This window comes from Mesorhizobium sp. B2-3-2, assembly GCF_006442295.1.
GTDB lineage: Bacteria > Pseudomonadota > Alphaproteobacteria > Rhizobiales > Rhizobiaceae > Mesorhizobium.
Genome location: NZ_VFWA01000009.1, coordinates 45578 through 59271, shown reverse-complemented (window position 1 = coordinate 59271; position 13694 = coordinate 45578). Strand labels below are relative to the sequence as shown.

The following is a 13694-nucleotide window of genomic DNA, read 5'->3' as shown; positions in this document are numbered from 1 at the left end:
GAAACCGCGACAGCCTACCAATCGGCGACGCGGTCGCCGCCGGTGAATTGCGCGCTCATGCCGGTGTATTCGAACAGTTCGATCTTCACGCCGTTGGGATCGCGCAGCCAGGCCTGGTATGTGTCGTCGCAGGCGAGTTTTTTCGCGGTGACCTCCACACCCCTGGATGCAATATGCGCGATCGCGGCGTCGATATCCTCCACTTCCAGGCAGAAATGGTTGATCTGGTTCGTCTCGCCGAACCGCGCGCCCTCTTTCTGAAAAACCTCGATATGGCTGCGGCCGCCGCAATTGAAGTAGAAACCGAAAATCTCGCGATCGCGCAGGAAATTGAATTGGATATCCATGCCAAGGACATTTTCGTAGAAGCGCCGTGTCTCGTCCAGATCGTTGGCGAAGATGCAGAAATGGGCGAGTTGTTTGACTTTGATCATGGCTGGCTCCTCATAATTCCCCGGTTCACATAGCGAGCCCGGCGCGAAATTGGCCCGCGCGGGCTCATCGTCATCCAATCCCGCCGGTGACCACATAGACGCCCGCGCTGCATCCATCCCGCAGCCGCATCACCGCCGTGACGATCGAGCCGTAGGGGCCGCGCCAGACGCTGTGGATCCGTTGATGCTCCGCGGCCGGGACAAACGCCCGGCCGGTCAAAAGCGCGCCGGCCCGCTGCATCGCGATGGCCTCGCCGTTGACGTGCACCTTGATGCTGGCGCGCTCCGTCTCGGTTGCGTCGACGGGGAGGTCGAGCGTGATGACGATCTCGTCCTGATCGCCGGTGCCGCGCGCCTCGGCCGCTAGCTTGATTGCGGGCGCAGGCGCCTTGCCATTGCCGGGTTGGGCGGACCGGCTCGAAAACACATCATCGGCGAGTTCCGGCGTGCGTGGCGGGCGCGTGCGGCGCTGCGTGGAGCGTTCGAAGTCGCCGGCCATGCGCAGCAGCTTTACATCGTCATAGGCCTTGCCGGCGAAGGTCAGGCCGACCGGCATGCCGATATCGGCCATCGTGCCCATCGGCACGGTGACGGTCGGGATGCCGAAATGCCGCCACACCAGATTGCCGTTGGCGACCCAGGTGCCGTTGCGCCAGGCGAGCGCGGCGGAGGCCTCGTTGATGTCGGCATTCGCCGGCCCGACATCGGCGACGGCGGGCAGCACGACGGCGTCGAGCCTGTTGGCGTCCAGCCAGTCCTCGAAATCGAGCCGCCGTGTCGTTTCCAGCCCTTTCAGCCCGTCCTCCATCGTCGGAATGTCCCGGAACGGCGTGACGCCGGATTTCGCGCGCTCGACATACTTCGCCAGGTCGAAACCGCCTTCATAGCGGTCGGGCAGCGTGCCCGGTGGCTGCGGAAAAATCTTCGGACCGTCGACCGAAGCGAGATCGGGGATGTTCGGATCGGCGTTCGCGCGCAAAAAATCGTCCCAAGCTGAAATGCAGAGGTCCCAGATTTCACGGTCGGCGAACTCCCGTGGCACCAGGCCGCGCTCGACCATGGTGCGCGCGCCGGGGCGATCGCGCTCATAGTTGGAGACGAGGGGAAAATCGATCTCCACCACTTCGGCCCCAAGCCGTCTGAGGTCCGCCGCCGCCTGCTCCCAGAGATGAAGCACGGAGGCGCGGGTTTCGATGGGCCGATCGGCGCCGCTGTCGCGGCCGATATACATTCCGGGCACGCCAAGCCGCATCCCTTTCAACGACCCCGCAAGCGTCAGATCGGTGTAGCGCGGCGGCCGGATTTCGGAACTCTTCGGCAGTGCGACCCAGGGCTGCGCGCGCCAGAAATCGCCCCGTGTCTCGGGATCGTCGGCGACGATCACATCCAGCAATTCGAGCATATCGGGCACGCTGCGCGTGTGCGGCACGACCACATCCATGGTCGGCACCAGGGGCCAGTTGCCGCGCACCGAAATGACGCCGCGCGAGGGCGTGTAGGCGACCAGCGCGTTGTTGGTGGCCGGCGCACGGCCGGACGACCAGGTCTCCTCGCCAAGCCCGAAGGCGCAGAAGCTCGCCGCCGTCGCGGTGCCCGAGCCGTTCGAGGAGCCGGACGCGAAGGCGGCAGTCAGGTAATCGGCATTGTAAGGGCTTTCGGCGCGGCCATAGACGCCGCGCTGCATACCGCCATTGGCCATCGGAGGCATGTTGGTGAGGCCGATCAGCACCGCCCCGCCGGCGCGCAGCCGGCCGACGGTGAAGGCGTCCTCGTTGGCGATGAGATGCTCGAAGGCGGGCGAGCCGGCGGCGACAGTCAAGCCAGATACCTTGTAGCTGTCCTTGGCGGTGTAGGGGATGCCATCGAGCGGGCCGAGCGTCTTGCGCTGGCTGCGGCGTCGGTCCGATGCTGCGGCCTCCTCGAACATATCAGGATTGAGAACCGGCACCGCATTGAGGCTGATGCCGTGCCGGTCGAAATGCGCAATGCGCCTGAGATAGGCTCCCACCAGTTCGACGCTGGTGACAGTGCCCTCATCGAGGGCACAGCGCAATTGTTCGATCGTCGCTTCGACGAGATGAAAGCTGGCATCGGTCATCGGCTGGTCTCGGACTGTCATTGGCACGCGCCATGGATGAGCGAGGCCGCCCGCTTCGGCAAGGGCCAATCGCGATTGTCCGTGGTCCTCGTGGGAAGTGTTGCTGTTGCAGTCGTCTTCTGGCGGGGGTCGGACGCCTGCGCCCGTCTCCTTCATCCGCTCGATGATTTCGGCGATCAGCGCCAGGTCGCGGCGCGAGTCGGCGAGGTCGGTCAGGGGCGACCTATACCCCATCAGGACGTGGTCCGGCACGTCTGGGCGTGCCGTGGATCTAAATATCGTGATCGGCAAAAGGCAGCTGACCTATGCAACTTCCGATCGATCGTTGCGTTCGGGAACGGCCAGGCTGGTTCCGGCAACGAGGAGTTGCGTCGTTGGTGTCGTCGTTGGGCAACTATCCGCCAAATAGTGAATATCGTCCCTCTCGAACGACTTGCACCCTTAAGCTAAAGCTCGCAGAAGTTGTGGCAAAGGAACGCGTTAGAGAAAACGTATGTCGTCACCCCAGCATGAAAGGGAGATCATGCCTGACCAGACTGCCCGGATCCGCGCTGCCATCGGACGGTTGCTCTCCGAAAAAACCGGGGTTGCCGCCATTTCGATGAGGGAAAGCATTGACGAACTGGTGGCGCGAACCGGCGAGGCGCTTACCGAGGACAGCGTGCAGGACCTGCTGCTCGAGATGGCCGAGGCCCGTGGAATAATGGTCGTTCTGGACGTCTAGCGAAGCCGTTCCGCCACAGCCCAGCGTCTGGCGCGCCCCGATCGGCCATTTGGCAGCTCTCATCCCAGCAAATTGCGCGCCGTGCGCATGAAGATCCTCGATCCGATGGGGATCAAATCGTCGGGGAAATCATAGTCCGGATTGTGCAGGGCAGGGTGGCGTTCGCCGGCGCCGAGGAAGAACATGGCCGACGTCGCGCTGTGGCCGAACAGGCCGAAATCCTCCGAGGCGCGCATCGGCAGCGCTTCCTCCGAGTGCGCGACGCCCTCTTCCTGGAGGGCTCGCTGGAGATGCCCCACCGCGTCGGGCGCGTTGACGCTGGCGACGAAGATCTCGTGATAATCCCAGCTTGCGGACAGGCGATGCTGGCCGGCGATCTTCGTGACCAGCGCTTGCGCGGCGGCGCACAGATCCGCCATGCGCTCGTCGCGCCGGGTGCGCAGCGTCGCCCAGACCTCGGCGTGGGCCGGCGCGATGCCGAACACGGCTTCGCCCATCTCGGCGTGGGTGACGGTGACCATGGCGAAATCGTCGTCGGCGAAAGTTCCGCGCCCGAGCGCGGGCAGGGCAGGCATCAGCTCGCTGATCGCCGGCATCGGCGAGATTCCGGTCTCGGGCATGGAGGAATGCGCGGTCTTGCCCTCCAGCACGATGCGCATGCCGCGCGAGGCGCAGTTGACCACGCCGGGCTTGAGCCGCACCTCGCCGAACGGCACGCCGGGCAGATTGTGCAGCGAGAAGGCGAAATCGGGCGCGATCTCGCCGAAACGGGGATCGGCGACGACGCCGGCGGCGCCATTGCCGGTTTCCTCCGCCGGCTGGAACATCAGCACGACGCGGCCGCTGGCGGGCCGCTCGCGCCCCAACTGGCGGCCCAGCGCCGCCAGGATCGCGGTGTGTCCGTCATGGCCGCACATATGCGACTTGCCGGGCACTTGCGAGGCATGCGGCACGCCGGACAGTTCTTCGATGGGCAAGGCGTCGAGTTCCGAACGAAACAGGACGGTTGGTCCGTTTTTGCCGCTGTCGTAGACTGCCGCCACGCCATGGCCGCCCAATCCGGTCAGCACCTTGTCGGGACCCGTGTCGGCGAGGAAGTCGACGACGGCTTTCGCCGTCTTTTCCTCCTCGTTGGATATTTCCGGCTGCTGGTGCAGCTTGCGCCGCCACTCGGTCAGCTCGACGATGTCCCGGTTGGTGAGAGTCATGATTTTGGCCTCCGCTGTATCGCTCGCGACGCGCCCGGTCGACCGGGCGCGTCGGACCAATTGCTAGCGGCAAACCGCGGAAACCGCCACCGTCTGGCCTATTGATTGATCTCGGGTTCGACCAGCTTCGCCAGGTTCCTGAGCGATTCCTGCCAGCCGAGATAGCAGGCCTCCACCGGGATGACATCGGGAATGCCGGCCTGGGTGATGTCGAGCTCGGTGCCGACAGAGACTTTTTTCAGGGTTACGGTCACCTGGATTTCGCCCGGCAGATTGGGGTCGTCGAACCTGTCGGTGTAGCGCAGGCGCTCACCGGGAACGAGTTCGAGATACTCGCCGCCGAAGGCATGGCTGTCGCCGGTGGTGAAGTTGCGGAACGACATCTTGAACGTGCCGCCCACCTTGCCCTCGAAGTGATGAACCGTGCAGGTGAAGCCGTTCGGCGGCAGCCACTTCGCCAGCGCGTCGGCTTCGACGAAGGCGCGATAGACTTTTTCCGGGCTGGTGGTGAGAACACGGTGCAAACGTACGGTGCCGGGCATATCATATCCTTTCATAATGCCTGTTCGATGCCCCAAGGACGAGCGGGGCCCGGCCAGTCCGACACCGGCTCCCGGATTTTTTCCAGAGCCTCGGCCGCGGCCTGCGGGACTGGCTTACGCCAGTTCAGCCTGGGTTGGGACTCGATTTTGCGGCGGCTGGCCCAATCGTCGAAAATGACGAACCGGATAGCCATTATGAGGAGACTGTTTATAACGGTCGCTGAGATCGCTGTGACCAAGGGGAGACGATGCGCTACATACGTCCACTTTCAATCGAAGATGCCGTTGGCCATTTGGCCGGGTCGGCCGGAACGGCGGCCATTCTCGCCGGAGGCAGCGACCTGCTGGTGAGGATGAAGGGCGGCTTCATCGAACCCGAACTGATCGTCGACATCAAGGCGATCGCTGCCTTGAGCGAAATCAGGGTGACGGCCGACGGCTTCAGCATCGGTGCGGCGGTTCCTTGCGCGGTGCTGGGCGAGAACGCGGCCCTGAAGAAGGCCTGGCCAGGCGTCGTCGAGGCGGCCAAGCTGATCGGCTCGAAGCAGGTGCAGGGCCGCTGCACCATCGTCGGCAATTTGTGCAACGCCTCGCCGGCCGCGGACAGCGTGCCGGCGCTGGTGGCGGCCGGCGCCAAGGCGGTGATCGTCGGGCCCGCGGGCAGGCGCACCATTGCCGTGGAGGCCGTGCCGACCGGACCGGGCAAGACCTCGCTCGCCAAGGGCGAGATCATCGAGGCGATCCTGCTCGACAAGCGCGCCGCGCGCTCGGGCGACGCCTATCTCAGGTTCATCCCCCGCACCGAGATGGATATCGCGGTGGTCAGCGCCGGCGTGAACCTGACGCTCGACGCGCAAGGCGTCGTCCAGGCGGCCCGCGTGGCGCTGGGCGCCGCCGCGCCCACGGTGCTTCTGGTGCAGGAGGCCGCCGAGGCCCTCATCGGCAGGAAACTGGACGAAGCAGCCCTCGAGCGGCTCGCCAAGGTCTGCTCCGGGGCCTGCCGGCCCATCGACGACAAGCGGGGCACGATCGAATTCAGACGGAAAGTCGCAGGCGTGCTGGCCAGGCGGGCCGCCACGTCAGCCTATAAGCGTGCAGGAGGCAAGTGATGGCCGGTGTAGCAGTTTCAACCACGATCAACGGCGACAGCGTCGAATACCTTTGCCAGCCCGACGAGACGCTGCTCGACGTGCTGCGCGACCGGCTCGGGCTGACCGGCGCCAAGGAAGGCTGCGGCACGGGCGACTGCGGCGCCTGCAGCGTCATCCTCGACGACCGGCTGGTGTGCTCGTGCCTGGTGCTGGGCGCGGAGGCGCAAGGGCGCCGCGTCGAGACCGTCGAGGGCATGGCGCATGGCGACCGGTTGCATCCGCTCCAGCAGAAGTTCCTGGAGCACGCCGCCCTGCAATGCGGCGTCTGCACGCCGGGCTTCCTGATCGCGGCGAAGGACCTTCTGGCCAAGAACCCCGACCCGACCGAGGAGGAGATCCGCTTCGGGCTGGCCGGGAATCTCTGCCGCTGCACCGGCTATGACAAGATCGTGCGCGCCGTCCAGGACGCGGCAAGCGTGATGAAGGGAGCCTGACGATGAATTTCGATCCGCGTTTTTCCAATCGCAATTTCGCCTCCGTCGGCACGCGTCCCATCCGTCCCGACGGCGTCGACAAGGTGACCGGCCGCGCCCGCTACGGCGCCGACTTCAACATGGCCGGCCAGCTGGTCGGGCGCGTGCTGCGCAGCCCGCACGCACACGCCAAAATCAGGAAGATCGACACTTCGAAGGCGGAAAAGCTCGCCGGCGTGAAGGCGGTGATCACCGCGGCCGACCTGCCGGACCTCACCGACGGCGATGCCGCCATGTACGACATCCTCGACAATTGCATGGCGCGCAACAAGGCGCTCTATGACGGCCATGCGGTGGCCGCTGTCGCCGCGATCGACGCCCGCACCGCCAGGCAGGCGCTGAAGCTGATCGAGGTCGACTACGAGGTGCTGCCGCATGTCACCGATGTCGACGAGGCGATGCAGCACCACGCGCCGCTGATCAACGACGCCGTCTTCACCGAGGGGCTGGAGGAAAAGCCGGTCAAGCCGTCCAACGTCACCAAGCGCAGCCAGTTCGGCCATGGCGACGTCCATCAGGGTTTTGGGCAGGCCGACTTCATCGTCGAGCGCTCCTTCAAGACCGAGCAGACGCACCAGGGCTATATCGAGCCGCATGCCTGCGTGGCCAATGTCAGCTCCGACGGCACGGCGGACCTGTGGGTCTGCACGCAGGGCCATTTCGTCTACCGCCAGCATTGCGCCCAGTTGCTGGGCATGGACGCCTCGAAGCTGCGCGTCACCTCCTCCGAGATCGGCGGCGGCTTCGGCGGCAAGACCCATGTCTGGGCCGAGCCGGTGGCGCTGGCCCTGTCGCGCAAGGCCGGCCGCCCGGTGAAGCTGGTGATGACCCGCGACGAGGTGTTCCGCGCCTCGGGCCCGACCAGCGCCACCTCGATCGACGTCAAGATCGGCGCCCGCAAGGACGGCACGATCACCGCCGCCGAAGCGACCTTGCGCTACACCAGCGGCCCCTATGCCGGCACCTGGGCCGAGATCGGCGCCATGACGGCGTTTGCCTGCTACCGGCTGGAGAACGTCAAGACCGTCGGCTACGAAGTGCTGGTCAACCGGCCGAAGACCGCGGCCTACCGCGCGCCCTCGGCGCCGATGGCGGCCTTCGCGGTGGAAAGCGCCGTCGACGAGCTCGCCAAGGAGCTCGGCATGGACCCGGTCGACTTCCGCATCAGGAACGCCGCGCAGGAAGGCACGCGCTCTTCCTACGGCCCGGTCTACGGCCCGATCGGCATCGGCCCGACGCTGGAGGCGGTCAAGAACCATGCGCACATGAAGGCGCCGCTCGGCCCGAACCAGGGGCGCGGCATGGCCTGCGGCTTCTGGTTCAACTTCGGCGGCCAGACCTGCACCGACCTCAACATCGGCATGGACGGCTCGGTGTCGCTGGCCGTCGGCACCGTCGACGTCGGTGGGTCGCGCGCGTCGCTGTCGCTGGTGGCGGCGGAGGAGCTCGGCATCGACTATTCGCAGGTCAAGGCCGTCGTCGCCGACACGTCCAGCCTCGGCTACAACGACATGACCGACGGCAGCCGCGGCACCTTCTCCTCCTCCATGGCGACCATCTCGGCCGCCCGCAATGCGATCAAGATCCTGCGCGAGCGCGCCGCCCAGATGTGGGATATTTCTGTCGACGACGTGGTCTGGGAACAGGGCCATGCGGTGGCCAAGGGCGAGAAGCACGGCAATCTCGGCAAGCTGTCGCTGAAGGAGATCGCGGCGCAATCCGGCAAGACCGGCGGGCCGATCGCCGGCCATAGCGAGCTCGTCGCCGACGGCGCCGGCGTCTCCTTCGCTACCCATATATGCGACATCGAGGTCGATCCCGAGACCGGCTCGACCAGGGTGATCCGCTACACGGTGGTGCAGGATGCCGGCAAGGCGGTGCACCCGACCTATGTCGAGGGCCAGTACCAGGGCGGTGCCGCGCAAGGCATCGGCTGGGCGCTCAACGAGGAGTATATTTACGGCAAGGACGGCCGGCTGCAGAACGCCGGCTTCCTCGACTATCGCATCCCGGTCTGCTCCGACCTGCCGATGATCGACACGCAGATCCTGGAAATCCCCAACCCCAACCACCCCTATGGCGTGCGCGGCGTCGGCGAGACCTCGATCGTACCGCCGCTGGCGGCGATCGCCAACGCGGTGTCGAACGCCGCCGGCGTGCGCATGACGCACATCCCGATGTCGCCGCCGCGCATCCTGGCGGCGATCGAGGCGGAACGGGAGGGCTGATGGTGCAAGTGACGCTCTGGGGGGCGCTTGCCGCGACCGCCGGAGGCCAGAGCAAGGTCGAGGTCGAGGCCAAGGACATAAGGGAGCTGTTCAGGAAACTGGCTGAACAGTATCCCGGCCTTGAGCCGCTGATCGATCGGGGGATCGCGGTGGCGATCGACGGGGTGATCTATCGGGATACGTGGGGGAAGAAGCTGCCGCCGGGGGCGGAGATTTTTCTGCTGCCCCGGCTGGCTGGGGGGTGATTGGCAGATCGCCACAATGCTACTATTGCTGAAATCATTCATCGCCCCATGATTTGATGATTTTGCTTTCAATGGCGCCTCGGGGAAGTATGTTCATGCATAGACGATGCGTCATAGTCTTTGTGTTGATCGCAACTAATTGTTGGTTCGACAAGGCTCTCGCCCTCGACTTTGCGTGCATGGACTTTCGCCCCACTTTTCAAGACCGGCAATTGGAGCGCCCTAAGCCACCAGACTGTGTCGCCGGCTTTGGGCAATTCAACGATGAGTTCGAGTTCGAGCGATGCCGTTCGGAGATGACCGAATATCAAACCGAGCTACGCAGGTATGGCGAATGTCTCGTAAGCGAGCAGAACGAGGCCATCGGAGAATACAACGAGACTGTACGGCAATTTAACAACAAAGCATCATCGCAGTAGCCCTCCAGCATTGGCTTGCCTATAAATCTCTGTTGCACGACTAATTGCCTCCATCAGGCAGCGCCTAGTAAATAAGGGCCCCTAAGGTACTTCCCTTGGCAGCATTCCTGTTATAAACCCGCATTGGGGTACAGCTGCTGGGTGATTGGGGTTGTGGAATGACGAGCAACGTTAGCTTGGCCGTTTGGTGCAAGCCCAAGCAGCAAACAGCCACAACAACGATCGAGGCGCATTTCAACTATTGGCGAATCGCCGGTGATGCAAATTTTCGCAGGAGCGATACGCAATCGACTTCCGATTTCATTGAAGTCGGTATCTTGGTGGACGATCCCACGCAGATCGACTCCATTCGGGTCTTTATCCCTTTCGAGGTAGAGAGGACGGCAGTAACCGACTGCTCGACTTACTTCACCACGGCCGACATTGCTCAGGGGATTTTCAACGAATTGCTTCGCGGGGTAGGAGTAGCCAACTCGGGGCCGAGAAGTGTTGAACTGTTGAGGGGAGATAATTCGGTCTTCGCACGGGTCCACAGCTTCACTAAGTCCAATTCTGGCATCGTTACAAAAGAGCTCGACCTAGAGAAACGTGACAACGGAACGCTACTGACAATCTCAGATCACGTTCTCAATGACGCCTCTGCTTTGTACGGCCATGGACCGTCGCCGGCGTACTTTCGCCTGCGCATTGAGATCAGGGATGTCGAGAGCAACCCACTTATCCGAGTGATATCTACGCCGGATAGGCTTCTTCAAAGCAGTTATGATCAAATTGAATACTTGGATTTTCGCCTAAACGAGGCCCGCACTCTTCCTGACCCTCTCGAATTGGACATGCGCAAGGAGAGAGGGGCAGGTGTTAAAATGCGCCTTGTGGCTTTTTTGACTGCGATTCCAGTGCAATCTGAAATTTCAATTTCAAATACTGCTTCCCACAAGATGCGTTTGCTTGAACACGATTTGTGGAACGCATATATGCCTGGAGGAATTCCAGAAGGCATGGTGGTGTACCACTGGAAGCGCACCACAAGCGTACCCAGTGATCCTACCTTGGCGAGCGAGTTCACCGGCGAGATTGGCGACTTTACCGCGTTTGTGAAACTCAGGACGCGCCGGTCAAGTGTCCAGATCTGGGTGGCCTATCTCCTTGTCGCATTTGTATTCGGCGTACTGGGCAATCTAGCTGCCAATCTCATCCAAAGCTGCATCGATGGCCGGTGGTGAACCCTCGAAAATCGACCGTAGCAGCCTCAATCGCTGGGGTTTAGGCATAGTGCTCGAATTGGGGCGTGTGGCTCTACCGTCGGCGCGGCAAAACGTGTAGGAAGCGAACGATGATGACGCAGACGATACCTCTTGAGCATTCCTACCAAGCCGAAAGGGCCGGCATCATCCTGTTGCCATCAGAAGCCGAGGCCTTGCGCTTTCTTCTTCCGCTGTCGAACGATTATCCAGGCATCGATCGATGGTTTGCAACAAAGGTCGTACCCGGTTTGCGCGTTGGGTCTCGGACTCTCCTTCGCATCGAACGCGACGGCGATCTAGTGGGGCTCGGTATTGCAAAAAAGGAAGATAACGAGCGAAAGATTTGTACCGTCCGAATAGCGCCTTCCCACGCCGGAAAAGGCATCGGGGTTCGTATTTTCGACAGGCTTCTGATGTGGCTTGACGACGATAAGCCGCATTTAACAGTAAGTAGCGAAAAGCTCCCGCTCTTCGAGCGGATTTTTGACTATTATGGCTTTGATTTAACTTCCAAAAATCACGGTCTTTACTTGCCTAGATCGGTGGAGTTGGGTTATAATGAATTTACTACTTCTGACTCAGTTGGGCATTGATCTGCTCACTAAGACGGTCAATCGCGGGTCGCAAATCATATTGAGGCCCAGTAACGGCGTCCATTATTAAGGGCTTACCAAGTGCCTTAGCATAAGAAGCGACTGCTGCTCGTTCTGCCCGAGCCTCATCGCCAATCTGTGCGACTGAACGCTGGGGGCGAGGGCGAGGTGCCTCCTCCCTACGTCGTTTGATCGTCGCCGGAGCGGCCTCGAGCAAGATAAAGCCGTCAGGCTCAAGGGCCATTATAATATCAAGCGGCACTTCCACGAAGACGGTGTCGTTGTCTATCACCGCATGGGAATCAAGAAGTATCGTTCGGCTTGGGTCGGCTTTCCGAAGTGCCTCTACGACCGGTGGAAGGGCGGCTTGGTTTTCAATTACCGCAGATGCGGCTCCGGTGCGTAGCGCTTCAACAGGAATTCCGTGGGCTTTCTGAAGGATTGCGCTAGCGCGATCGTACAGATAGTTGGGGTGGGTGCTCACATAGCCTAAACAGGCTGTCGTTTTGCCCACCCCTGAAATACCGAATACCATGATCAAGGCGGCACGTTCCATTAGAGCAACCGAAGCTGTTGCTGACGCCGAATGTCCTCTCCTCTCCCGGCAATATACATGTAAGATTGCGGGGGTGTGAATTCTTCAATAACATCAGCAGGGATAATGGGCTCGCTAAAGATGCGCAGTTCTCCAATTCTAAGCGCATATGCTTTCTCTCGGCCGGCGAAATAAGCGTCAAAGTATCCCTTGGTAATTCCGGACCCATTCTTTGTTGACATCCACAAGTGTTCCGGATCATCTTCGATTATATCGGCAATATCGAATTCAGCGACAAACCGCCCAACAGGCTTTGTTGAGTAAATTAGAACTGTATTTATGTCTCTTCGTGAAAAAATTCTCCGGCGAAACTCAAAAATCTTAATTCCGTTTAAGATATTTGCGACGTGCACAGGTTTAATCGACAATAAGACGCGCATTTACTTCTCCGGCAGCGAGAATGTGTGTGAGCTGACCTAAGGTCAGGGCGCGCAAATCCCATCTGGGTTGAACGGACAATATGTCCTCCTCAATGAGGCGGCCTCGGGTCGTCCTCCGATTGAAGGCCGCATTATAGGTCATTTTAGCCACACTCAGCCGGTGCCGAGTTCTGAATTGATCTCGCAGTTCTTCCTCGCTAAAAACACTTCTCGGTTTGGTGTAATTTAGAAAATCGTCGATATCGGCGAAGTCGCGTTTTGTTTTTACCTCCTCTACTATACAAATCGATGTTACCACAGACCGATAATGGGCATGGCCTGGTCTGTCAGTAGTTCGATAAAATACCACCACGTCTCCTGGTGACATCCTTTGAAGAGAAAGGCCAGATATATAAACTTTGTGAATCGTGTTTGTGTGTGAAACGTCTTGGACAATTTCTCGCGATTCGTTTCGCAAGATCGAATCTGGAAGTAAGCGCGTATGATACTCAGGGTAAATCGCTAAGAGCCAGTACGATTGGCCAGCGGTATGAATAAAGGGGTAGTCCCTAACGGGGTGGCCCGAAAGATCTGTTAGAGATCGTGTCAGAACAAGTTCGGTTCCGTTTCGAGTTGTCTTCGTTGCGGTCTGCTGAAAGCCATAGCGTTCAAAGAGCTCGATTAGACTGTCATGCACTTCAAAAATTGTAACGTAAATCCCCTCAGCCCCTCTATCGAGTGCTGTGTCGAAAATCTTCTTGATGACCCTTTCGCCGAGCTTCGTGCCTCTTGGGACTATCTTGAGCGTGCCAACTTTGAGCCAGGCCTTCACCGGCAGCGGAGGCTCGACGTCACTTACAGCGCCGTCCTCCCGCTTTAGGTAGATCATTCCACTGAGTTCTGCACCGTCATCAACGACGTATAGTTCTTCGCTAGCTTTGCTGAGAAACCAATCGGCAAATTCAGCATAACCCGCCTTCAGGCTATCGAAGAACGGATCGTCAATTGACAGATCCTGAAATTTGGTAAGTCGCAAACGTCTCGACATGCCCCCTCCAGCCGATACGTCTCCACTATCATTCGACTTATAATCTTGAATCGATCTTGACTGATTCTGTCAATGCCGATTGGCGTTTTGCCATCGATGGTCGGTTGAAGGGCTCAGGCCAACACCCATGCCTTCCAACCTCACAGCAAGAACATCTGCCTCGCCCTCAACGTCGCCGTGATCGCGCCAATCCCCTCTTCAATCTCGCGCCTGCCCCGCCAAGATCGTATCCCCCGCCACACCTTTCAGCACCGAGCGCAGCAGCTCCGCCTGGCCGACCAGCACCGCGTCCTTCTCCGCCAGCTTCGCGAGCGTGCTTCAGGCGCTGGGCCA

General features: G+C 60.9%; 14 protein-coding genes. 7 read left to right on the top strand and 7 right to left on the bottom strand.

Annotated elements, in window-relative coordinates; translation table 11 throughout:
- Positions 1–14 precede the first annotated feature (14 nt).
- Positions 15–434, bottom strand: a complete 420-nt coding sequence (locus tag FJ964_RS20335) for a VOC family protein (protein ID WP_140552051.1) — start codon at positions 432–434, stop codon at positions 15–17.
- 70 nt (positions 435–504) lie between these two features.
- On the bottom strand, positions 505–2532 hold the full coding sequence (locus FJ964_RS20330) for an amidase (RefSeq protein ID WP_140552176.1): 2028 nt from the start codon (positions 2530–2532) through the stop codon (positions 505–507).
- A 523-nt stretch (positions 2533–3055) separates the two neighbouring features.
- Here FJ964_RS20330 and FJ964_RS20325 point away from each other — a divergent pair.
- Positions 3056–3256, top strand: coding sequence for a hypothetical protein (locus FJ964_RS20325; protein ID WP_140552050.1), 201 nt, complete (start codon positions 3056–3058; stop codon positions 3254–3256).
- Between the two features lie 59 nt (positions 3257–3315).
- On the opposite strand, the gene FJ964_RS20320 is transcribed toward FJ964_RS20325, so the two are convergent.
- Both FJ964_RS20320 and FJ964_RS20315 read right to left on the bottom strand, forming a co-directional pair.
- Positions 3316–4464 (bottom strand): amidohydrolase, encoded by a 1149-nt coding sequence (locus FJ964_RS20320; RefSeq protein WP_140552049.1) that lies wholly within the window; start codon positions 4462–4464, stop codon positions 3316–3318.
- A 98-nt stretch (positions 4465–4562) separates the two neighbouring features.
- On the bottom strand, positions 4563–5006 hold the full coding sequence (locus tag FJ964_RS20315; protein WP_140552048.1) for an SRPBCC family protein: 444 nt from the start codon (positions 5004–5006) through the stop codon (positions 4563–4565).
- Positions 5007–5254: 248 nt separating this feature from the next.
- On the opposite strand from FJ964_RS20315, the gene FJ964_RS20310 reads away from it, so the two are divergent.
- From FJ964_RS20310 to FJ964_RS20285, 6 genes are all read left to right on the top strand, one after another.
- Positions 5255–6115, top strand: coding sequence for a xanthine dehydrogenase family protein subunit M (locus FJ964_RS20310; protein WP_140552047.1), 861 nt, complete (start codon positions 5255–5257; stop codon positions 6113–6115).
- Positions 6115–6591, top strand: coding sequence for a (2Fe-2S)-binding protein (locus tag FJ964_RS20305; RefSeq protein ID WP_140517305.1), 477 nt, complete (start codon positions 6115–6117; stop codon positions 6589–6591). The genes FJ964_RS20310 and FJ964_RS20305 overlap by 1 nt, the downstream gene beginning before the upstream one ends.
- Positions 6592–6593: 2 nt before the next feature.
- Complete coding sequence (locus FJ964_RS20300; protein ID WP_140552046.1) at positions 6594–8858, top strand: xanthine dehydrogenase family protein molybdopterin-binding subunit; 2265 nt, start codon at positions 6594–6596, stop codon at positions 8856–8858.
- The gene (locus FJ964_RS20295; protein ID WP_140552045.1) at positions 8858–9103 is read left to right on the top strand and encodes a MoaD/ThiS family protein; all 246 of its coding nucleotides are present in this window, start codon (positions 8858–8860) and stop codon (positions 9101–9103) included. Before FJ964_RS20300 ends, FJ964_RS20295 begins: the two co-directional genes overlap by 1 nt.
- A 577-nt stretch (positions 9104–9680) precedes the next feature.
- Positions 9681–10745 carry a hypothetical protein gene (locus tag FJ964_RS20290; RefSeq protein WP_140552044.1) on the top strand — a complete coding sequence of 355 codons (1065 nt, stop codon included), beginning with the start codon at positions 9681–9683 and terminating at the stop codon, positions 10743–10745.
- 110 nt (positions 10746–10855) lie between these two features.
- Positions 10856–11359 (top strand): GNAT family N-acetyltransferase, encoded by a 504-nt coding sequence (locus FJ964_RS20285; RefSeq protein ID WP_140552043.1) that lies wholly within the window; start codon positions 10856–10858, stop codon positions 11357–11359.
- Here the strand turns inward: FJ964_RS20285 and FJ964_RS20280 are convergent.
- From FJ964_RS20280 to FJ964_RS20270, 3 genes are read right to left on the bottom strand one after another with little or no spacing between them, the layout of a single operon-like run.
- On the bottom strand, positions 11334–11915 hold the full coding sequence (locus FJ964_RS20280; protein WP_140552042.1) for an AAA family ATPase: 582 nt from the start codon (positions 11913–11915) through the stop codon (positions 11334–11336). The genes FJ964_RS20285 and FJ964_RS20280 overlap by 26 nt on opposite strands.
- Entirely contained in the window at positions 11915–12334 is a 420-nt protein-coding gene (locus tag FJ964_RS20275) for a hypothetical protein (protein ID WP_140552041.1), read from the bottom strand. Before FJ964_RS20275 ends, FJ964_RS20280 begins: the two co-directional genes overlap by 1 nt.
- Positions 12312–13361, bottom strand: a complete 1050-nt coding sequence (locus FJ964_RS20270; protein WP_140552040.1) for a GNAT family N-acetyltransferase — start codon at positions 13359–13361, stop codon at positions 12312–12314. The genes FJ964_RS20275 and FJ964_RS20270 overlap by 23 nt, the downstream gene beginning before the upstream one ends.
- Positions 13362–13694 lie beyond the last annotated feature (333 nt).

Bases quoted from the DNA above. Each gene is read 5' to 3' on its own strand.
- FJ964_RS20335 (WP_140552051.1), bottom strand. From the start codon at position 434: ATGATCAAAGTCAAACAACTCGCCCATTTCTGCATCTTCGCCAACGAT.
- FJ964_RS20330 (WP_140552176.1), bottom strand. From the start codon at position 2,532: ATGACCGATGCCAGCTTTCATCTCGTCGAAGCGACGATCGAACAATTG.
- FJ964_RS20325 (WP_140552050.1), top strand. From the start codon at position 3,056: ATGCCTGACCAGACTGCCCGGATCCGCGCTGCCATCGGACGGTTGCTC.
- FJ964_RS20320 (WP_140552049.1), bottom strand. From the start codon at position 4,464: ATGACTCTCACCAACCGGGACATCGTCGAGCTGACCGAGTGGCGGCGC.
- FJ964_RS20315 (WP_140552048.1), bottom strand. From the start codon at position 5,006: ATGCCCGGCACCGTACGTTTGCACCGTGTTCTCACCACCAGCCCGGAA.
- FJ964_RS20310 (WP_140552047.1), top strand. From the start codon at position 5,255: ATGCGCTACATACGTCCACTTTCAATCGAAGATGCCGTTGGCCATTTG.
- FJ964_RS20305 (WP_140517305.1), top strand. From the start codon at position 6,115: ATGGCCGGTGTAGCAGTTTCAACCACGATCAACGGCGACAGCGTCGAA.
- FJ964_RS20300 (WP_140552046.1), top strand. From the start codon at position 6,594: ATGAATTTCGATCCGCGTTTTTCCAATCGCAATTTCGCCTCCGTCGGC.
- FJ964_RS20295 (WP_140552045.1), top strand. From the start codon at position 8,858: ATGGTGCAAGTGACGCTCTGGGGGGCGCTTGCCGCGACCGCCGGAGGC.
- FJ964_RS20290 (WP_140552044.1), top strand. From the start codon at position 9,681: ATGACGAGCAACGTTAGCTTGGCCGTTTGGTGCAAGCCCAAGCAGCAA.
- FJ964_RS20285 (WP_140552043.1), top strand. From the start codon at position 10,856: ATGATGACGCAGACGATACCTCTTGAGCATTCCTACCAAGCCGAAAGG.
- FJ964_RS20280 (WP_140552042.1), bottom strand. From the start codon at position 11,915: ATGGAACGTGCCGCCTTGATCATGGTATTCGGTATTTCAGGGGTGGGC.
- FJ964_RS20275 (WP_140552041.1), bottom strand. From the start codon at position 12,334: ATGCGCGTCTTATTGTCGATTAAACCTGTGCACGTCGCAAATATCTTA.
- FJ964_RS20270 (WP_140552040.1), bottom strand. From the start codon at position 13,361: ATGTCGAGACGTTTGCGACTTACCAAATTTCAGGATCTGTCAATTGAC.